The organism is Rhodococcus sp. ACT016, from assembly GCF_050477185.1.
Lineage (GTDB): Bacteria > Actinomycetota > Actinomycetes > Mycobacteriales > Mycobacteriaceae > Prescottella.
Map to the genome: position 1 here is coordinate 5,072,654 of NZ_JBEAET010000001.1, position 20,430 is coordinate 5,093,083.

Consider the following 20,430-nt stretch of genomic DNA (forward strand, 5'->3'; position numbering starts at 1 on the left):
GGAGATGTGATCGAACCGAACCGGCGAGGTGCGGTCAGGAGCCGTCGCCTCGGTCCTTCTCGGACGTGTCCGGCGCACGCCGACTCGAAGCGGCGTAGAGCTCGGTGTCCTCGACAGACCCGTCCGCGTCGGTGAGCGCGTCGATGCTGGCGATCCGCGCTCGATCGCGTTCGGGGTTGATGGTCAGGAACATCACCACTGCCCCCACCAGCGTGAGTACGCCGAGGAGCTGGAAGGCGGAGGTATAGCCCTCGACGGGGGTGGGCGCCGCGTCCACGAGGTACCCGGTGAGCCAGGGAGCGATGATCCCCGAGGACTGGAACAGGGCGACGAAAACCCCGAGCGTGGAGGCGACCTGACGTTCCGGACTGATGTGGGTGATGGCGACGAACATGAGCGGAAGAATGGCGACACCGACTCCGTAGCCGGTGACCAGCAGCGCCACGACAGCCCACGCCGGCTGGACGAAGGGAATCAGGGCCAGGCAGGCGCCACACAGAAGCAGAGCCGCCACCGACACCATTCCCCGCGAAGCCCGAACCGTCATTCCTCGCACCGAGAGACGATCGGTGACGAAGGAACAGAGCAACATCGCTCCCATACTGGTGACGCTGGGCAGGGCGAACAGGAGACCCGAATTGATGCGGCTGTACCCGAGCCCCTCCTCGAAATAGGAAGGCAGCCAGGTCAGGACGACCGTGACCATGCCGTAGATCGCGAAGAGGCCGAGCACCCCACCCCAGAATGTGGGCAGCGCCGCGATTCGCAGAATGCTCACCCGTTTGATCTTCGCCGGATCGCTTTCCTTGGCACGCTCGCGCGCACTGTTCACCGAATAGGGTCCGTCTTTACCGACGAAGAACCAGACGGCCGCCCAGACGACACCGACGATCATCATGGTGAAGAAGGCCGATTTCCACCCGAACGCCGCGACGGCGACCGTCAGGACCGGCACCACGAGAATTTTGGCGACCGAGGAACCGGACGAGACGACAGCAGAGGGGAACCCTCGCCTGCTCTTGGGAAACCAGCCGAATACCGCGACGTTGACAAGCGAAGCGGCCGGCCCCTCCGCAGCGCCCAGGAGAATACGGCTGGCGATCAGCGCTCCGAAAGTGCCGACCAGCAGAATTGGTATCTGCACGAGGGACCAGAGAAGCGCCATCACCAACAGAACCCAGACGATCTTTACCCGGTCCGCGATGAAGCCGCCCAGGAGACCGGTGACGACGAACAGAACGTAGAACACGCTCCCGAGCAATCCGATATCCGCGTTGGACAGTCCCAGGTCCTCTGCCATGGGGCGGGCCACGACGCCCAGGACCGCCTTGTCCGCGAAGTTGATCGTGTGCAGGACCATGACGAGAAGCGTGATGCTCCACGCAGTTCGCGCCGTCCAGGTGCTCGGGGACGTCGACGGCCCCGAAGATGCCGCTGGGTCGCCCGTCGAATTCCGTCTGTCAGTGATGCTCATGCGGCACTCCCGCCTGATCGATTGTGACTGTGCTCATACCAGTCAATTCAAATGGCGCGCATCACAGAGGACAAATATCGGCGGCCTATTGCAATGATAGGCTGCCGATATGCCTCGAGCCAGTCGTTCGACATATTTGCCGAGGCGGTTGGCCACGAACCACGAAAATGGTGCCGAAAGAAATTCATCGAGGCTGTCAATCCGCGCCCGAAACAGTCCGATCGACTACTTCGGAAGCCCAAGGAGGCGCTCACCGATGATGTTTCGCTGAATCTGATTGGACCCGCGCGCGATACGACGGCCGCGACTTTCCAGGAATACCCGTTGCAGGGAATCCAGCTCGTACCCGTTTCCCTCAGGTCGATTCAGGGCCGAGGCGCCGATAAGCTCGAGTGCCGTCGAGCCGAATTCGCAGTGATACTCCGACCAATTGACCTTGTCGATTGCCAGCAAATCCTCGACGTTCTCTCCCTCGACAATGCGGGCGCTGATGACGGCTCCGACGGAGCGCATCAACTCGACCTCGATGGCGAGGTCTGCCAATCGCTGACGGACACCGGTGTCACCTAGCCGACCATTCTCGTCGAGCCGCTGTATCAGCGTTCCCAGTTCATGGCGGTAGCCGACGTACTGCGTCGCGGCCTTGCCTGCCCGTTCGGCACCCAGCGTGGTCATCGCAACCGCCCACCCGTTGCCCAGTCCGCCGACGACGTTGCTCAACGGCGCACGGGCGTCGGTGATCTTCTCTTGCGCGAAGCCGCGGTCACCCGACGCCATTCGAATGGGTTCGACCTCGAAGCCGTTGTCCGCCATCGGAACGAGTACGAACGAGATGCCGCGATGCTTCGGCGCGTCCCGGTCCGTGCGGCACAGGAGGAACATCATGTTCGCTCGATCGGCGTTGCTGGTCCAGATCTTGTCACCGCGAATCCGCAACACGTCGTCCTCGACGGTGCCGATGGCGCGCAGGGACGCCAGGTCGGACCCGCTTTCGGGCTCGGAGAATCCCTGGCACCAGGTGTCCTCGCCCGAGAGGATGCGGGGCAGGAATCGGCGCTTCTGGTCCGCGGTCCCGTGAGCCAACAGCGACGGCGCCAGCAACATTTCGCCCATGCCCAGTTGCGGGCGTCGGAGTCCTGCGCGCGCGAACTCCTCCTCCACGACGAGGATCTCGGCCGGCGACAACTCTCGGCCGCCGTACTCCTCGGGCCACGACAGACACAGCCAGCGACCCTTCCGCAGCAGATCGATCCAATGCGCCTCCGCGGAGGTCTCACGGTGAGCGAACGGTTCCTGCGCATACTCGAGCGGTGCGCCCTGGGATCGATTGTCCGCCAACCATGTGCGCACCTCATTCCGCAGTTGCGTGAGCGACTCCGGTTCGCCGGTGTGCACCTGCGACTCGGGAGTCGCACCGCCGTCGAGAACGGAGGAGATCATTCGTTCCCGGTGCCACGTGGAAGTGCCGAACAGAAGCTGGTCGGTCTTCGCCCGCTTCAGATGGACATGGGCCTCGTGCTCCCACGTGAACCCGATCGCGCCGTGGAGCTGGATCGTCTCTCCGGCGATCTGCAGGTATCGTTCGGACCCCGCGACGCTCAGGAGGCTCGCCTGCATCGCCAGATTCGGCATGTGGTCGTCCGCGGCCGCTGCCGCGACGTCGACAGCGGCGGCTATCGGTTCGAGTACGCGGACCAGATCCGCCAGTCCATGCTTCACCGCCTGGTTCGTCCCTACCGGCCGACCGAACTGGTGACGAGTCTTCGCGTAGTCGATCGTCAACTCCAGGCACCGGCGAGCTCCGCCGACGCGTTCGGCCGCCTGCACGACGAGCGCCTTGTCGAGGGCCCGCGACAGGGCCTCGAAAGCGTCCCCAGGGCCGCTCACCCGTCGTGCAACCGCATCACTGAATGTCATCGTGCTCAGCGGACGCGTCAGGTCCAGCGAGGGCTGTCGGCGGCATGCGAAGTCCGCATCCGAAGGATCCACGACGAAGAGCCCGAGCCCGTCCTCGGCTCGGGCGGCAACGACGACGGTGTCGGCGCTGTGGCCGAAGATCACATGATGGGCCGAACCCTCGAGTCGCCAGGTGCCGTCGTCGAGACGCGCACGCACCGGCTCCGCGCCGGCGCGAATCCATCCGTCGCGGTCGGCGAAGGCAAGACACCCGAGACGGGTCCCTGCGGCCAGGCCCGGCATCAGGTCCAGAGCGTCCTCGCCCTCGACGCACTCCACCAGCGCGAGCGTGGTGAGCACCGAGCTCGCGAAGAAGGGGCTGCATGTCGCGAAGCGACCGAGTTCCTCCGCCACCACCACGACGTCCCGGATGCCCGCGCCCGCGCCACCGTACTGCTCCTCGACAAGCAGCCCTTGGAGTTCGAGTTGTTCTGCCATCGTCGCCCACACCTGAGGGCGATACCCGAGTTCGGTGTCCTGGACGGCCAGCATTTCGGCCGCGTCACTCGTCCGCGACAGATAGTCGCGGACCGCGGCACGAAGTGCACGGTGTTCCGCGGTTGTCGTCATAGCCATTCGGTAGCCCTTCGCAATTCTTTACAACACGAGATCTATGGGGGGATTCGAGACCGGGTCACGGCCCCAAGTCATTTCGGCGGTGGACCGGGCGTCAGAGCGGACCGCTTCATCGCACTCGCAGCGCCTGCGGGATAGCCGGCGATCTTCTCCGCCAGCACCGTCGCCCGGTCCAGAACCTGCCCGTCCGGCACCATCGAGTAGGCGAGGTTGCGGCGTAGAAGATCCGGGCCGTACTGGCGCTCACACCCCAGCGTGAGTTGCAGCGCCTGGTTCGGGTCGTACTTGGCCAGCAGCCACCGCAGATTGTTGGGGGCAGCGATGCCCATCCGGGCCTCACTGATCTCGAGAAACGACTTCTCCCCGACCACGAGTAGGTCGCACGCGAGCGCAATGGCCGCGGCGCCGTTCACGGCAGCTCGTTCGAGCGCGCCCACCAGGGGCTTCCGGAGTTGCGTCAAGCCGGTGTGCAGATCGGCAATCGCCGCTGAGATCGCGGGCTGATCCGCCTGTATCTCGGCGAGATCCACCCCGGAGCTGAAACAACCGCCGGCCCCGTACAGCAACACCGCCGTGACGGAGTCGTCCCGCTGCGCCTCCACGATTGCTCCGGCGAGCTGGGTCACGATGGGGAGGGTCAAGGCGTTCCTCCGCTCGGGACGGTTCAATTCGATGTCCAGTCGGCCACTTTCGTGGCGCCGGACACGCACGTCACCCCGCCATGTGCTCATCGTGCACGCCCGCGAGATGGGGCGGGTGTACCGGCACGGACGGGTCGGGCGACGACGTCGCCCGGGAAAAGGGCCACGTGCCGATGCCCTGTCGATGCTGCCATCATCATGTACCTCGAGAATCCCGAGAAGGGTGGCCGGCCGATCCGTCGGCATCGGCAGGCCACCCAGTCTCACTGCTTGGAGCGCAGCCCCGCGGCGAGTTCGCAAGCCCCGCATACACGGAATCTGACGATCGCGCCGCCGGGCGCGCGGTCGAACTTCGGAGCGTTCGGATCAGGAGTCGACGAGGGCCGGCGTGCTGCGATCGCACAGCGCGGCGAGGCGTCCCTGGATCAGTTCCGTGGCCTCACCGACCATTCGATCGACGAGCTCCGCGACGGTCGGAATGTCGTGAATCAAGCCCTGCGACAGGCCCACCGACCAGATACCGGCATCGGGATCGCCCAACTCGTACACCCGCCGACCGCGTGCACCGGACACCAGACCGCGAACGTCCTCGAACGCTGCACCGGCGGCCAGCAGACCGACGACCTCACGGCTGACGGTGTTGCTGGCGACGCGAGCGGTGTTGCGCAGGGGCCGGAAGATGAGTTCGGTGTCGAGCTCGGAGGCGTCGACGATCTCCTGCTTGATCGTGTCGTGGATCGGTGCCTCCGCGGTGCACATGAACCGGGTGCCCATGTTGACGCCGTCCGCACCCAACGCCAGGGCCGCCGCGAGCCCGTGTCCGTCGGCGAAGCCGCCCGACGCGATGAAGGGGACACCCAGGGCACGTGCCGCGAGGGGAATCAAGACGAGCCCGGGAACGTCGTCCTCGCCGGGATGACCCGCGCACTCGAAGCCGTCGATGCTCAACGCGTGAACGCCCAGTGCCTGCGCCTTGAGCGCGTGGCGCACACTCGTGCACTTGTGGAGCACCTTCACGTCGGCCGCGAGGAACGCCGGCATGTGCGGCGCCGGACTGTTGCCCGCGGTCTCGACGATCTTCACACCGGACTCGATGATGACGTCGCGATACTCGGCATAGGGCGGTGGCGTGATCGACGGCAGCATCGTCAGATTGACGCCGAACGGCCGATCCGTCATCTCCCGGCAGCGCGCGATCTCGGCCGCGAGATGCTCCGGCGTGGGTTGCGTCAGCGCGGTGATGAACCCGAGAGCACCTGCGTTCGCCACTGCGGCAACGAGTTCGGCGCGACCTACCCACTGCATTCCGCCTTGGACGATCGGGTGCTCCACGCCGAACATTTCGGTGAATCGTGTCTTGATCATGGTCTTCCTTACCCCTACAGACCGAGCGACTTACTGATGATCGACTTACATACTTCGGTGGTACCCGCGAAGATTCGGGTGACTCGGGCGTCGGCGTACATCCGCGAGATCTGGTACTCCGACATGAAGCCGTAGCCCCCGTGCAGCTGCAGACAACGATCGACGACCCTGGACAGCAGCTCGGTGGTGAAGACCTTCACCTTCGCCGCGTCAGCCGGGGTGAGCACGCCGTCGTCCAGTTCCTCCAGCGCGCGGTCCACCATCGTCCGCCCCGCCTCGATCTCGATGGCACAGGAAGCCAGTTCGAACTTGGTGTTCTGGAAGCTGCCGATGGTGGTGCCGAACGCGCGGCGCTCCTTCACATACTCGACTGTCAGAGCCAGCGCCGTCTCTGCGCACGCCTGTGCGTTCAGCGCCGTGGACAGCCGTTCCTGCGGGAGGTTGAAGCCGAGATACCCGAACGCCTTGCCCTCCTCGCCGAGCACGTTCTCCGCCGGGACTCGGACATTCTCGAACGACAATTCGGCCGTGTCCTGGGCCTTCAGGCCCATCTTCTCCAGGTTCCGCCCACGTTCGAACCCGGGCGTGCCGTCCTCGACGACCAACAGCGTCAGGCCGTCTCGGCGATCCTGCCCCTTCGCGGTGCGTGCCACGACCACGACCAGGTCGCAATTGATTCCACCGGTGATGAACGTCTTGGCGCCGTTGAGTACATAGGTGTCGCCGTCACGCCTCGCGGTGGTGGCCATGCCCGCGAGGTCGGAACCGGTACCGGGCTCGGTCATCGCGATCGAACCCACGATCCTGCCCTCGGCCATACCCGGCAGCCACCGCTCGCGTTGGGCGTCCGTCGCGTACTCGAGGAAGTAGGGGAGCACCACATTCGTCTGGAGAGCGAGTCCACCCAGACTCGCACCGGAACGCGCAAGTTCCTCGGCGACCACGGCATTGAACTTGAAACTCTTCAGACCGGCCCCGCCGTACTCCTCGGGAATCTGGAGTCCGGGAATGCCGATTTCTCCGGCCCTGCGAAACACGGCCTTGTCGACCTTGCCCGCCTCCGCCCACTCGGCGAAGTTGGGCTGTACCTCCTTGACGAGGAAGTCGCGGACCACCTTTCGGAACGCTTCGTGATCTTCGTTGTAGATGGTTCTCTTCACGTTTGTCCGACTTTCTGTATCGCGACCGTCAGAGCAGCTCGAGAATGGTGGCGTTCGCCATGCCGCCACCTTCACACATCGTCTGCAGTCCGAACCGAATGTTGTTGTCCCGCATGTGGTTGATCAGGCGCGTCGTCAACACGGCGCCGGACGCACCGAGCGGATGTCCGAGAGCGATGGCGCCTCCCAGCGGGTTCACCAAGGCCGGGTCGGCGCCCGTCTCGGCAAGCCAGGCCAGTGGAACCGGCGCAAATGCCTCGTTGACCTCGAAGGCGCCGATGTCGGCGATCGTCAGGCCCGCGCGCTCGAGCACCTTCGCAGTTGCCGGAATGGGCGCGGTCAGCATCATCACGGGATCGTCGCCTGCGGTGACTGCGGTGTGGATCCGCACGATCGGCTTCAGACCCAGCTTCCGCGCCTCCTCACTCGTCATGACCAACAGGGCGCCCGCCCCGTCCGAGATCTGTGAGGCGTTGCCGGCGTGGATGACTCCGTCCGCCTTGAAGGGCGTCTTCAGGCTCGCAAGGGCGTCGGCGGTGGTACCGATCCGGATGCCCTCGTCCACCGACGCTGCGCCCGGCACCGGGATGATCTGCGACTCGAAGGCGCCGGACTTCGCTGCTCGCGCAGCCCTCTCATGCGAACGTGCCGCGTACTCGTCGACCTGACGACGGGAGAGGTTCCACTTCTCCGCGATCATCTCGGCCCCGAGACCCTGATTGAAGGAGTCCACCTCGAAGCGGCCCAGGACCGTCTGCCCGAAGGGAAAACCGGATTGCCGGCTGGTGCCCATGGGAACCCGCGACATCGACTCGACACCGCCCGCGACCGCGACGTCGTACTGCCCGGCGATCACTCCGGCGGCGGCGAAGTGCAGTGCCTGCTGACTCGACCCGCACTGACGGTCGACGGTCGTCGCGGGGACCGACACCGGCCACCCTGCCGCGAGTACTCCGCTCCGGCCGATGTTGTTGGCCTGATCTCCGACCTGGCCCACGCATCCCCACACGACGTCGTCGACGACGCTCGGGTCGATCCCGGTGCGTTCGGGTAGGGCCCTGAGTACATGAGCGGAGAGGTCCGCAGGGTGCACTCCTGCCAGAGAACCGTTGCGCTTCCCGATGGGTGTTCGTACCGCATCGACGATGACTGCGTCCCGCACTGCTAGCTCCTTTGCGCTGCTTGATTCGTCTCAGCGTCAAACCAATCAGGTCCACACGTGCCGGACAAAGACGTAAGTGTGATGCATTCCATCGGATGGGGTTATGGACCGCGAGACGACTCGGCCACACTGTCTCGCATGAGGTCAAGTCGCCGGATCGCCAACTACGAGAACATGATCGAACTGTCTCTACGGGTCCACCTCCGGCCGATCAGCCCTCGCGTCGCAGGACACCGTCCTGCTCGAGTGAATTCATTTCCGCGGCACTGTATCCGGCCTCGACGCCGACGGCGACCGAGTGCTCGCCCAGACGCGGGACGCGGCGCACACTTCGGTCGGAGTCTTCGCCCAGTCGGAAGGGAAGCCGGACGACGTCGAAGGAGGAGCCGTCGAAATGTTCTCCGCTCGTGAACATCTCACCCGCAATCACGTCCTCCGACTCGCGCACCTGGTCGTAGCTGCGGACCGCGCCGACGACGAGGCCGTTGGTCGAAAGCAGCTGCACGCATTCCTCACTCGTGCGACCACCGAGCGCGCTGGACAGCTCCCGGAGGAGTTCGTCACGGTGAGCCACGCGCGCTTCGTTGTCGACGAACCGCGGGTCGGTGGCGAGTTCCGGACGGCCGAGCACCTGGCACAGGCGCGGCCAGTGATGTGCCGAGTAGCCGGACAGGACGATGTGACCGTCCGCCGTCTCGATCAGGTCGGCGGCGGGTGCGACGCCCGGCTGCGCGTTCCCACGCCGGTGCGGTGCCGTCCCCGTGATCGAGTGGCCGGTCCAGTCGGCGGACTGAAGATGCAGCGCAACCTCGAGCAGGGACACCTCGACCGTTGCGACCCTCCCGAACCGTTCCCGGTCGAGGAGCGCGGCAAGGACCGCTTCCGTAAGGACATGAGCCGCAGCGGCGTCCACGATCGTCGTACCCACCTTCAGCGGGGGCCCGTCCGCAGTACCCGTGATGGACATCAGCCCACTCTCGGCCTGCGCCGCGATGTCCAGACCGGGACGGTTGCGTGAGGGCCCGCGGAGTCCGAACCCACTGACCGTCGCATAGATGATGCGCGGGTTCAGCTCCCTGGCCCGATCCGGTCCGAGCCCGAGCGCCGCCATCGCGCCGGGGCGCATGTTCTGAATGAGCACATCCGCACTGGATATCAAGCGTTCCGCGAGTTCGAGACCACGCGCGTCCTTCAGATCTACTGCAATCGAACGCTTTCCACGGTTGTAGGTGCGGAGAATGGCCTCGCCGAACGACGTCCCCGTGCGAACCCAGTCACCCTGCAGCGGTTCCACCTTGATCACGTCGGCACCGAGGTCGACCAGCGACTGAGATGCGCCGGGCGCGGCGACGAACTGACCGAAGTCGAGTACACGGATTCCCTCGAGTGGGCTGTGAATCATGATCGTCCGATCTCTCAACGAAGGGGTGCGAGAAGGCAAGTGCGGCACGCTTCGCGCGTGTGCAACTCCGCCGTGAGCCGGTGCAGACGCGGCGCGCGGGCGCTCCTCGGTTCTACGACCCTACGATCGATCGGTCCATAGGTATAGGCCTATTTGACCGATACTAAGTATCGGAACTCCTTATAACTGTGCTCTTGGCCTCACGTACCAGTGCCACAAACGAACTGGCCGCGGGCGACAGATCTTCCGAGCGGAAGTAGAAGGCATGAGCGGTCGGAATTTCTGCCTCCAGCGGCCTGACGACAGCGCCCAGTTGCCTGGCGATGTCCGCCTCGGCGCCGTGCAGGATGGTTCCGCCGACACCGGCGAGAATCAGGGGTATCAACATGTGCCGGTGTGCGGTTTCGAGTACCGGCACGACACTCCCCAGCCCCCGCTCCGCGAGCAGCCGGTTCAGATGTGAGCGTCCGATCGCACCCGGGAACAACGCCGCGATGAGATCGTGGGTCACCAACTCGTCGAGCCGGACGGGACGCTCCGCGAGGGGGGTACCCGGAGGGAACACCGCGACCAGTGGGCGTTCTCCGAGTGGGATCTCCTGGAAGCCGGTCGCCGCCGGCGGATGCTCCGCAAGGAGCAACTCGATCTCGCCTCTCGCCAGCGCGTCGAAACCACGGGCCCCCGGGTGCACACTGCGAATGCGGATGGTCACGCCCGGGTGCAGCGCTCGATGGTGCTTGACCAGGTCGACCAGCGGGTCGACCGCGAGGTTCACGGCACTGCCGATGTCGAGTTCACCCGACTGCAGCTCGGAGATCTCCTTGATCGCCCAGTGTGCGGCATCCATGGCGCGCAGCGCCGCCCGCGCCGGGCCGACGAGCGCCCGACCACTCGAGGTGGCGCTCATGCCACGTCCGCGTGTGAACAGGGTGCAGTCCAGCTCCCGCTCGAGTTCCTGGATCGTCTGTGAGACCGATGGTTGGCTCAAGCCGAGTCGTCGCGCGGCAGCCGATATCGACCCCTCGTCCACGACGGCGAGAAAATGCAGGAGATGGCGCCTGTCCATAGAGAAGGTTTACATCTTCCGCTCAGGTCGTTTCCAGTGAGAGGTCTACGCCATCTTCGCGACCACCGACAGCGGCAACACCTTCATCGCGACGGACAGCGGCGCCCACGGCCACGTCGGGACGTATGCCTTCTTCGGTTCCTTCTCGATCGCGGCGGCCAGGGCCCGACAGCCCGTCTCGGTGTCGACGATGAACGGCACCTTCTTCACCTTCTCGTTGATCTCCGAGCGGATGAATCCGGGGAAGATGGTGCTGACGTCGATGCCGGTCTTCGCCAGGTCGGCGCGCATACCCTCGCCGAGCGCCGCCACCCCGGCCTTGGACGCCGCGTAGGTGGTCAGATTGCGCGGCATGCCCCGCATCGCACTCACCGACGAGATCAGCACCACGTGTCCGGCGTTCCGCGGCCGGAACAGCTCGAGCGCCGCCTCGCTCTGCGCGAGCGCACCGAGGAAGTTGGTGCGGGCCGTCGCTGCGTTGGCGCGAAAGTAGCCGGTGCCCAACGGCTGTCCCTTGCCGAGCCCGGCATTGACGATCACCCGGTCGAGTCCGCCGAGCTCCTCGTCGAATTCGGAGAAGACGCGGAACACGTCGTCGTGGACGTCGACGTCGAGCCCCCGGATCGCGACGGTGATCTGCGGGTGTGCCGCCAGCAGTTCGTCGCGCAGTTCCTCGAGCCGCTCGGTGCGGCGGGCGGCCAAGGCGAGGTTGCGTCCCCGCGCGGCGAACTCGCGGGCCATGCCACGCCCGAGACCCGAGCTGGCGCCCGTGATGAGAATGTTCCTGCGCGTGGTGCGGCTGCTCACTTGTCGTCCTCCGTCGTACCGTCGATCAGTTCGTTGCAGCGGGTGTCGAGATAGCCCACGGCGATCCAGAAGTGCTCGAACGCCGGGTTGGTGGTCTGGCCGTGGTGGTAGCGGTAATAGATCTGCTGCGCGATCACCGCCAGGCGGAACAGGCCGAACACCTCGTAGAAGCGCCAGTTGTCGATCGGCAGACCCGTGCGCTCGCCGTAGTATTCGACGATCTCACGGCGGGTGAGCATGCCCGGCAGGTCCGACGGCTGCCGCTTGGTGGCCTGCAGCATCGGGTGGTCGTCGGCCTGGACCCAGTACGCCAGGCTCGACCCGAGATCCATGAGCGGGTCGCCGATCGTCGCGAGCTCCCAGTCCAGGACCGCTCGCGGGCGCAGGTCGTCCCCGAGGACGACGTTGTCGAGCCGGAAGTCGCCGTGGATCACGGCCGACGCGACGTCGGCCGGTTGGTGGTCGGCGAGCCACTTCGTCACCCGCGCGAAGTCCGGCACGTTGTCGGTACGGGCGGCCGCGTAGCGCTTGGTCCAGCCCGCGACCTGACGGGCGACATAGCCTGTGCCGCGGCCGAACTCGTCGAGGCCCGACGCGGCGGCGTCGACGGTGTGCAATTCGATCAGCAGGTCGATCACCCGCAGGCACAGCTCCCGCGTGTTCGCGGGCGTGAGCCCGAGGTGGGCCGGGGGATCGGCGCGCAGGATCGCGCCCTCGACGCGTTCCATGACGTAGAAGTCGCTGCCCAGCACCGCCGGATCGGTGCACAGCCCCACCATCGTCGGCACGTGCGGGTACACCGGTGCGAGCTGCGACTGGATGCGGAACTCGCGGACCATGTCGTGCCCGGACGCCGGCTTCGCCCCGGCCGGGGGCCGGCGCAACACCAGGTCACGGTCGGGGTACCGCAGCAGGTACGTCAGGTTGGACGCGCCGCCGGCGAACTGCCGCACGTCGGGAACGGCGTCGAAATCTCCGGACGTGTTCTCGCGCAGCCACTTCGATACCGCATCGACGTCGAAGGCGTCCTCGTCACGGACGGTGCGCGCGTTGTCCGGCAGCCCTGGCGTCTTCGGGGTCACTGGTACTTCCCCAACTCGAAGCGGGCCACCAGGCCCTGGTGCACCTCGTCGGGTCCGTCGGCCAGGCGCAGCGCCCGCGCGGCCGTCCACGCGCCGGCGAGCGGGAAGTCGTCGGACAGTCCGCCGCCGCCGTGGATCTGGATCGCGAAGTCGATCACCTGCTGCGCCACGCGCGGTGCGGCGACCTTGATCTCCGACACCGCGGACCGGGCCCCCGCGATGCCCTGGGTGTCGAGCAGCCACGCGGTGTTGAGCACGAGCAGCCGCAGCTGGTTGATCGCGATGCGGGCGTCGGCGACGCGCTCACGGTTGCCGCCCAGGTTGATCAGCGGCTTGCCGAACGCGACGCGCTCGGTGCCGCGGCGGATCGCGAGTTCGAGCGCGGCCTCCGCGAGCCCGACCAGCCGCATGCAGTGGTGCACCCGGCCGGGACCGAGCCGGCCCTGCGCGATCTCGAACCCCCGGCCCGGCCCCGCGATGATCGCGTCCAGCGGCAGCCGGACGTTCGTGAACGACACCTCGCCGTGGCCACCGGGTTCGTCGTAGAAGCCCATGGTCGAGAGCATCCGCTCGACCTTCACCCCGGGGGTGTCGATCGGCACGAGGACCATCGAATGTCGTTGATACTTGTGTGCTTCCGGGTCGCTGAGACCCATGAAGATCAGGATCTTACAGTCCGGGCTGCCGATCCCGGTGCTCCACCACTTACGGCCGTTCAGCACCACCTCGTCACCCTCGACGACGGCGGTGGCGGCCATGTTGGTGGCGTCGGACGACGCGACGTCGGGCTCGGTCATGCAGAACGCGGAGCGGATCTCGCCGTCCAGCAACGGCTTCAGCCAACGCTCCTTCTGCACGGCGCTGCCGTAGTGGTAGAGCACCTCCATGTTGCCGGTGTCCGGGGCGTCGCAGTTGAAAACCGCGGAGACGAAGGGCGAGCGGCCCATCTCCTCGGCCAGCGGCGCGTAGTCGACGTTACTCAGGCCGGCCCCCAGTTCGGCGTCGGGCAGGAAGAGGTTCCACAGGCCCTGCGCACGGGCCTTGGCCTGCAATCCGCGGAACTCGTCGGACACCTGCCACATCGCGGCGCCGGGGACGTCGGCGCGCTGCGCGAACGGCGCCGCCCGCTCGGCCCGCAGGCGCGCCTCGACCGGGGCGACCTCGGTCGCGATGAACTCGCGCAAGCGGTCGAGGTACTCCTTCGACCGGGCGCTCTGGGCGAAATCCATGCCAGCCTCCGTGGCGTCGACGACTAACTGAGCATTGCTCAGTTAAGCTAAACGTAGACTTGCCCTGTAATCAAGATCCTGGACGGTGTCATCTCGTGTCGACCGAAACCGCAGCCCCCGAGCCGGCGACCACACGGCGGCGACTCCCACCGGAGGAGCGCAAGCGGCAACTCGTCGCGATCGGCCTGCAGGAACTCGTGACGACCCCGATCCATGCGCTGTCGATCGACCGCGTGGCCGAGAGGGCGGGCATCTCCCGCGGCCTGCTGTTCCGGTACTTCCCGACCAAGCAGGACTACTACGTCGCGGTCGTGGGCGCGGCCGCCCGGCGCCTGCTGCGCGCCGCGGTCGCGGACCCCGACGACGCGTCAGGCGAGCCGCTGCGCGCCGTCGTGCACGCGTTCGTCTCGTTCATCGACCGGCACGGCGACAACTACCAGTCGTTCTTCCACGGCGGCTTCGGCGCCGACCCGCAGATCCGGGAGATCCGCGAGCACATGAAGAACACCATGGTCGACCGCACGCTCGCGGCCACCGCCACCGAACCGACTGCCGTCACACGAATACTGTTGCGCGCGTGGTGGTCGATGGTCGAGAGCCTCGCGATCGACCGCACCACCGACCCGGTCTTCACAGTCGACGAGGTCGTCGACCGGGCGATCGATGCGCTACCGATCCCGCACGGGCGCTAGCGGACCACCAGATCGGTGTCGGTGGCACTCAAGCTGATCGGCGCAATCCGCTTGCCGCGCATCCAGTCCCGAACGAACCCGTCGAGCACGGGATCGGTGCCCCGCGCGTCGAACGCCGACTGCGGTACCTCGATCGCGCCGACGAGGTGCCGCGGCTGCGAATCGAGCCCTGCGCCGCGCGGCGCGAACCGCAGGCCGTCGGCGGTGTGCACTATCACCGGGAACTCGGTGCCGTCCGGCGCGGTCACGGTGGCGTAGCGGGTGGTCGCGACGGGGTCGAAGCCGTCGATCGAGAGGCGGTAGCCCGACGGGCCCGCGTGGAGGCCGACCTGGTCGAGCAGGCGCGGATCGAGGATCGAGTACGGCAGCACGCTGTCCACCAGCACCTGGCCGTCGACCCATGCGTCGCGCGACGGCAACGTCGTCGAGAGGTTCCACGGCGCGGACGGCGCCAGCGTGTCCGCGGACCGGTCGTACGACGAGTTCTCGAGCGGTGTGCCGGGCAGATCGGCGCCGGTCGCGGTGAACTCCCAGGTCGGCGCGTTCAGGTGCTTGTGCCAGAACCCTGCGACGCCCCCGCGGCGGCCCGCGACCCGCAGTTCGCGCGCGTCCGGACCGATCCCGGTGGAGTGCACGCTGATAGCCGAGGTGATCTCACCGGGGATCTTGGGTTGGTGCACCCAGTCCTGGGCGGGCAACTGGACGGCCGCGTAGCCCTTGAACCACGACTCGAAGGCCGAGTTGGGCGCCGTCGGCTTGCCGGCCTGGTCGTCCCAGCTGTAGCGGAAGAAGATCGAGTCCGATCCGGAACCGTCGAAATCGAAGTTCCGCGTGTACATGTCGCCGTACTTGTTCGTCACGAACGTCGTCGACGCGGACGACGACAGCGCGATCGAGCGGAAGCGGCCACCGACCGGGCCGCCGATCTCGTAGCTGTCGTCGTTCGGCAGCCACGGGTCGGCGTACGTGATGCGGCTGCCGTCGCCGGTGAGCGAGGGCACCATGGTCATCTTGGCCAGGCCGTAGTAGTGCAGGCGGCCGGCGACGTCCGCGTAGGTGTGGTTGTCCCACGGCGATGCGACGCTGAGCGCCCACTGCCCGGCCGCCCCGCCGAGCAACCTCTTGCCGCCGCCGGTCCAGATCGGGGCACCGAACGCCGACGTCCAGTTCCACGTGAGCGGAGCCTGGGACGCGTTGTCCATCGTGTAGATCCAGCCGTCGGCGTCGATGGCGGCCAGTTCGTCGTCGTCTGCCGAGATGCCGACGAGCCGGTTGCGAAGACATTCCGGCAGCGGTGCGTACCGCCACGGCTCGGCGTTGCCGCCGGTCCACACCCGCGGCCGGGTCAGCAGCGCGCCGTCGACCAGGGAGAAGTCCCAGAACTTGTTGAACTGCGTTGTCTGCGTGCGCAACTCGACCGACGACGGCGCGTTGCGGCCGACGAAGACGGGGAGGTTGGCGAGTCCGTCGCGCGCGCCCATCGACGGCAGTCCCGGGGGCAACTGCGCGGTGCCGAACGGCACGCACGACGCCGGGCCCGACGTGGGGTCCGCACCGGCCGACGGTGCCGTCGTGAGCAGACCCGTCACCACGGCCGCGCACACCAGCGGGGCGCCGAATCGAGACAGGGACAGCTTGCGGCGGACACGATCACTCACGTCCCCGTAATCCCGACATCCGGACCAGTCGTTACATTTCAGACAAAAGTGTGATGGGGGTCATGTCGGTGCAGGTCAACGGATCACGAGATCCACGTCCGTCGCGCTCAGGGTGATCGGCGCAATCCGCTTGTCGCGCATCCAATCCCGCGTGAAGGCGTCGAGGGCGGGATCGTCGGCGCGCGCATCGAACGCCGCGTCCGGGATCTCGATCGCGCCCACGAGATGCCTTGGCTGTGAATCCAATCCGGCGCCGTGCGGCGCGAACCGCAGGCCGTCGGCGGTGTGCACGAGCACCGGGATCGTCGCGCCGCCCGGCGTCGTCACCGTGGCCGCGCGCGTGGTCGCGACGGGGTCGAAGTGGTCGATCGACAGCGAGTACCCGGACGGACCGGCGTGCATCCCGATCTGGTCGAGCAGGCGCGGGTCGACCACCGAGTAGGGGAGACCCATGTCCATGAGGAACTGTCCGTCGACCACGGTGTCCCGGGCGGGCAGTGACGCGGAAAGATGCCACGGCGCAGGCGGTGCCAACGTCTCGCCCGACCGGTCGTGCGGCGAGTTCTCGAGCGGTGTCCCCGGCAGGTCGGCTCCCGTCGTGGTGAAGTCCCAGGCCGGCGCGTTCAGGTCCTTGTGCCAGAACCCGGTGGCACCGTCCCGGCTGCCGGCCACCCGCAACTCGCGCGCATCGGGCCCCACCCCGGTCGAGTGCACGCTGATCGCCGACGTGATCTCACCGGGGATCTTGGGCTGGTGCACCCAGTCCTGCGCGGGCAGCCGGATCGCCGCATAGTCCCGATTCAGATACTCCGCGAACAGGTTCGGTGCGGTGGGTTTGCCAGCCTGATCGTCCCAGGAGTATCGGAAGAACACCGAGTCGGAGCCGGCGGCGTCGAAATCGAAGTTGCGGGTGAACATGTCGCCGTACTGGTTCGTCACGAACGTCGTCGACCCGGCGGACGACAGCGCCACCGAACGGAACCGGCCACCGAGCGGGCCCCCGATCTCGTAGCTGTCGTCGTTCGGCAGCCACGGGTCCGCGTAGGTGATGCGGCTGCCGTTGCCGGTGAGCGAGGGCACCATCGTCATCTTGCCCAGTCCGACGTGGTGAATGCGCCCGTCGGCGTCGACGTAGGTCTGGTTGTCCCACGGGGAGGACACACTCAGCGCCCAGGTCCCCGGCGCCTGCCCGGCAACACGCTGCCCGTCCCCGAGCCACAGCGGCGCGCCGTACGCCGACGTCCAGTTCCACAGCATCGGCGCGTGAGCCACGTTGTCCAACGTGTAGATCCACCCGTCGCCGTCCACGGCGACGAGTTCGTCGTCGTCCACCGAAATACCCACCAGCAGTCCGCGCAGGCACTCCGGCAGCGGCGCATACCGCCACGGCTCGGAATTCTCGCCGCCCCACGCTCGCGGCCGGGTCAACAGCGCACCGTCGACCAGCGCGAAGTCCCAGAACTCGTTGAACTGAGTGGTCTGGGTGCGCAGCTCGACCGACGCGGGTGCGTCGTCACCGGCGAACTGGGGCAACATCGCCAGTCCGTCGCGCGCACCCGTCGCCGGCGACCCCGGGGGGAGCTGTGCCGTTCCGAACGGGACGCAGGACGCCGGCCGCGACGCGGTGTCGGCGCCGGCCACCGACGCGGACGCCAACAGACCGGCCACCGCCACCGCGCAGGCCAGCGGCGCGCGTAGACGAGACACCGACACCACACGACGCACAGGATCCGACACGCCCACGAGTAGACCGTCCCCTCGTCGAATCTTCAATCAGCGATGCGCCACGTCCGCCACCGGACATGACCCACATCACTCCCGGGGGCGGGCCTCCGGATCACCCGGGCAGGGTGATCTTCACGCCCGGCAGGATCTCGATGACACGCCCACCCGGTGGCGGCGAGGGCAGGCCCGGCACCGGTACCTCGATGGGCGGCACGCCCGGTACCTGAACGTTCACCGACGCGCCGGGCGAGTTGGTAGCCGGACCCGAGCCGGTCCCGGAACCGACGCCCGTGTACGCGGGCACACCGGCCTGGCCACCGATCGGATCCGGCCACGGGAACTTCTCGACCGGGGCGTCCTCGAGCGCACCGTCCATCGTCTTCTTCCAGATGTCGGCCGGCAGCCCCGAGCCGTACACCAGCCCGCCCCAGCTGTTCTCGATCGCCTTCGCGTCGGCCGTGCCGACCCACACCGCCGTGGACAGCTGTGGCGTGTAGCCGACCATCCACGCATCCTTGTTCTTTCCGGTGTCGCCGAGCTGCGCGGTGCCGGTCTTCGACGCGGAAGGGCGTCCGCCGACCAACCCGTGTCCGCGCGAGTACGCCGCGATCGGCAGCATCGCCTGCGTGACGTTGTCGGCGACGGCGGCATCGAGCCGCCGCTCGCCCTCCGGTGCCGGACGGTCGAGCAGCACGACGCCGTCCGCCGTCACCACCTTCTGCACGAAGTACGGCTGGTGATAGATGCCCGACGCCGCCAGCGTGGCGTACGCCGACGCCATGTCGATCGGCCGGGTCAGATACTGGCCCAGCACGATTCCGTTCTCCGGCGCTCCGCCCTCCTGGGTGAGCGTCGGATACTGCCACCCGGGCACCGTCTCGGGGATACCGGCCTCGTGAGCGGCGTCGGCGATCTTCTGCGCGCCGTCGTCCAGCCCCAGCGTCAGCCGGTAGAAGCTGGTGTTGAGCGACCGCTTGAGTGCCTCGGCGATGGTGCACTTGCCGCACGATTCGCCCTCGACGTTGTTGATCGTCACGCCGTAGATGGAGAGCGGCGAGCTGTCGTACGTCTGGGACAGCGGGATGTCCTGCTGCAGCGCGGCAACCAGGCCGAACACCTTGAACGACGACCCGGTCTGCAGGCCGGCCTGCGCGAAGTCGAAGCCCTTGCCGTCGGCGCCACCGTAATAGGCGCGCACCGCACCGGACTTCGGGTCGACGGAGACCACGGCGGTGCGCAGGTTCTCGGGTTCGCCCTCGAACGTGTCGGCAACCGCGTCGATCGCGGCCTGCTGCGCCCGCGGGTCGATCGTCGTGGTGATCTGCAGGCCCTCGGTGTTGAGGTCCTGCTCGCTCACCCCGGACGCCGCGAGTTCACGCAGCACCTGGGTGCGGATCAGGCCCTCGGGCCCGGGAGCTTCGCCCGAATCCGCGGCCGGGGCGGCCGGGAGCACGGCCGGGAACTCGATGGCGGCGCGCTCGGCAGACGGCAACGTCGACATCGACACCATGCCGTCGAGCACGTAATTCCAGCGCGCCTCGAGCGCTTCGGGATTCGTGACGGGGTCCAGACCCGACGGGCTCTGGATCACCGCGGCGAGCACGGCGCCCTCGGCCACCGTCAGGTCGGCGAGCGGCTTGCCGAAGTACGCGTTGGACGCGGCCGCGATGCCGTACGCGCCGCGACCGAAGTAGATGGTGTTGAGGTAGGCGGCGAGGATCTCGTCCTTGGACCACTGACGGGCCATCTTCGACGAGATCACCAACTCCTTCATCTTGCGGGTGATCGACCGCTCCGACCCCACGAGCGTGTTCTTCACGTACTGCTGCGTGATTGTCGAACCACCGCCGGCGCTGTCGCGGCCGAGCACGTTGTCACGGGCAGCGCGGGCGAACCCGGAGACCGAGAAGCCGGGGTTGGTGTAGAAGTCGCGGTCCTCCGCGGACAGGACGGCGTTGCGCACCTGCACGGGGATCTGATCGATCGAGACCTCGGTCCGGTTGCCCTCCGGCGGCACGATTCGGGCGATCTCGGTCGTCCCGTCGGCGGCAAGGATCGTCGACACCTGGTTGGTCTTCATGTCGCCCGGATGCGGCACGTCCGCGTTCTTGTACGCGATACCGAAGGCGACAAGCGGCGTGGCGATCAGCAGGACCAGCACGCACAGACTCACGTAGAGGGCGATCCGGAGACCCTTGCGGCGGGGTTTGCGACGCTCCGTCTTCGGCTTCGTCGCGGCCTTGCGCCTTTCGGCGCCGCCGGTGTTGGTTGAATTCACAATGAACTTCCGTCCCAATCAGTACACTCGTCCGGATTTTCGCACTGCCCAGTGCCTTCAGGCCGCATTTGGCGCGACACGCAGCGACCCCCCAAAGCTCCCGAACAGGTTGACATCGGACACCGACACAGTGCAACCTCTATTTCACTATTGTTGT

At 67.0% G+C, this 20,430-nt stretch carries 15 protein-coding genes; 1 reads left to right on the top strand and 14 read right to left on the bottom strand.

The genetic code is table 11. The features are described 5' to 3' along the window. Nucleotides 1–34: 34 nt before the first annotated feature. From ACQ5DX_RS23260 to ACQ5DX_RS23310, 11 genes are all read right to left on the bottom strand, one after another. On the bottom strand, nt 35–1,360 hold the full coding sequence (locus ACQ5DX_RS23260) for an MFS transporter (protein ID WP_430334834.1): 1,326 nt from the start codon (nt 1,358–1,360) through the stop codon (nt 35–37). A 339-nt stretch (nt 1,361–1,699) separates the two neighbouring features. Continuing rightward, the gene (locus ACQ5DX_RS23265) at nt 1,700–4,000 is read right to left on the bottom strand and encodes an acyl-CoA dehydrogenase (RefSeq protein ID WP_430334835.1); all 2,301 of its coding nucleotides are present in this window, start codon (nt 3,998–4,000) and stop codon (nt 1,700–1,702) included. A 77-nt stretch (nt 4,001–4,077) separates the two neighbouring features. Further along, the gene (locus tag ACQ5DX_RS23270; protein ID WP_430334836.1) at nt 4,078–4,737 is read right to left on the bottom strand and encodes an enoyl-CoA hydratase/isomerase family protein; all 660 of its coding nucleotides are present in this window, start codon (nt 4,735–4,737) and stop codon (nt 4,078–4,080) included. A gap of 276 nt (nt 4,738–5,013) precedes the next feature. Then, nucleotides 5,014–6,012, bottom strand: a complete 999-nt coding sequence (locus ACQ5DX_RS23275) for an NAD(P)H-dependent flavin oxidoreductase (protein ID WP_430334837.1) — start codon at nt 6,010–6,012, stop codon at nt 5,014–5,016. 14 nt (nt 6,013–6,026) lie between these two features. Then, complete coding sequence (locus ACQ5DX_RS23280) at nt 6,027–7,172, bottom strand: acyl-CoA dehydrogenase family protein (protein WP_430334838.1); 1,146 nt, start codon at nt 7,170–7,172, stop codon at nt 6,027–6,029. A 28-nt stretch (nt 7,173–7,200) separates the two neighbouring features. Continuing rightward, nucleotides 7,201–8,334 (bottom strand): thiolase family protein, encoded by a 1,134-nt coding sequence (locus ACQ5DX_RS23285; protein ID WP_430334839.1) that lies wholly within the window; start codon nt 8,332–8,334, stop codon nt 7,201–7,203. A gap of 211 nt (nt 8,335–8,545) precedes the next feature. Beyond that, nucleotides 8,546–9,736, bottom strand: coding sequence for a CaiB/BaiF CoA transferase family protein (locus ACQ5DX_RS23290; RefSeq protein WP_430334840.1), 1,191 nt, complete (start codon nt 9,734–9,736; stop codon nt 8,546–8,548). A 163-nt stretch (nt 9,737–9,899) separates the two neighbouring features. Further along, nucleotides 9,900–10,802 (bottom strand): LysR family transcriptional regulator, encoded by a 903-nt coding sequence (locus ACQ5DX_RS23295; protein ID WP_430334841.1) that lies wholly within the window; start codon nt 10,800–10,802, stop codon nt 9,900–9,902. A gap of 45 nt (nt 10,803–10,847) precedes the next feature. Further along, nucleotides 10,848–11,609, bottom strand: coding sequence for an SDR family oxidoreductase (locus ACQ5DX_RS23300; RefSeq protein WP_430334842.1), 762 nt, complete (start codon nt 11,607–11,609; stop codon nt 10,848–10,850). Continuing rightward, nucleotides 11,606–12,691: a phosphotransferase family protein gene (locus ACQ5DX_RS23305; RefSeq protein WP_430334843.1), complete on the bottom strand. Its 1,086-nt coding sequence runs from the start codon at nt 12,689–12,691 to the stop codon at nt 11,606–11,608. The genes ACQ5DX_RS23300 and ACQ5DX_RS23305 overlap by 4 nt, the downstream gene beginning before the upstream one ends. Further along, a complete protein-coding gene (locus tag ACQ5DX_RS23310; protein WP_430334844.1) occupies nt 12,688–13,920 on the bottom strand; it encodes an acyl-CoA dehydrogenase family protein in 1,233 nt (410 codons plus the stop codon). Before ACQ5DX_RS23310 ends, ACQ5DX_RS23305 begins: the two co-directional genes overlap by 4 nt. Nucleotides 13,921–14,015: 95 nt before the next feature. Between ACQ5DX_RS23310 and ACQ5DX_RS23315 the strand changes: the two genes are divergently transcribed. Next, nucleotides 14,016–14,612 carry a TetR/AcrR family transcriptional regulator gene (locus ACQ5DX_RS23315; protein ID WP_430334845.1) on the top strand — a complete coding sequence of 199 codons (597 nt, stop codon included), beginning with the start codon at nt 14,016–14,018 and terminating at the stop codon, nt 14,610–14,612. Here the strand turns inward: ACQ5DX_RS23315 and ACQ5DX_RS23320 are convergent. The 3 genes from ACQ5DX_RS23320 to ACQ5DX_RS23330 form a co-directional block, all read right to left on the bottom strand. Further along, nucleotides 14,609–16,201, bottom strand: a complete 1,593-nt coding sequence (locus ACQ5DX_RS23320) for a hypothetical protein (RefSeq protein ID WP_430335779.1) — start codon at nt 16,199–16,201, stop codon at nt 14,609–14,611. The genes ACQ5DX_RS23315 and ACQ5DX_RS23320 overlap by 4 nt on opposite strands. A 144-nt stretch (nt 16,202–16,345) precedes the next feature. Further along, complete coding sequence (locus tag ACQ5DX_RS23325; RefSeq protein ID WP_430334846.1) at nt 16,346–17,977, bottom strand: hypothetical protein; 1,632 nt, start codon at nt 17,975–17,977, stop codon at nt 16,346–16,348. Nucleotides 17,978–18,107: 130 nt separating this feature from the next. Continuing rightward, nucleotides 18,108–20,273, bottom strand: coding sequence for a transglycosylase domain-containing protein (locus ACQ5DX_RS23330; RefSeq protein WP_430334847.1), 2,166 nt, complete (start codon nt 20,271–20,273; stop codon nt 18,108–18,110). Nucleotides 20,274–20,430 lie beyond the last annotated feature (157 nt).

What these genes read in the sequence shown, in the direction of transcription:
- ACQ5DX_RS23290 (WP_430334840.1), bottom strand. Translation starts at nt 9,736, where the DNA reads ATGATTCACAGCCCACTCGAGGGAATCCGTGTACTCGACTTCGGTCAG.
- ACQ5DX_RS23270 (WP_430334836.1), bottom strand. Translation starts at nt 4,737, where the DNA reads ATGAGCACATGGCGGGGTGACGTGCGTGTCCGGCGCCACGAAAGTGGC.
- ACQ5DX_RS23265 (WP_430334835.1), bottom strand. Translation starts at nt 4,000, where the DNA reads ATGACGACAACCGCGGAACACCGTGCACTTCGTGCCGCGGTCCGCGAC.
- ACQ5DX_RS23295 (WP_430334841.1), bottom strand. Translation starts at nt 10,802, where the DNA reads ATGGACAGGCGCCATCTCCTGCATTTTCTCGCCGTCGTGGACGAGGGG.
- ACQ5DX_RS23310 (WP_430334844.1), bottom strand. Translation starts at nt 13,920, where the DNA reads ATGGATTTCGCCCAGAGCGCCCGGTCGAAGGAGTACCTCGACCGCTTG.
- ACQ5DX_RS23275 (WP_430334837.1), bottom strand. Translation starts at nt 6,012, where the DNA reads ATGATCAAGACACGATTCACCGAAATGTTCGGCGTGGAGCACCCGATC.
- ACQ5DX_RS23260 (WP_430334834.1), bottom strand. Translation starts at nt 1,360, where the DNA reads ATGGTCCTGCACACGATCAACTTCGCGGACAAGGCGGTCCTGGGCGTC.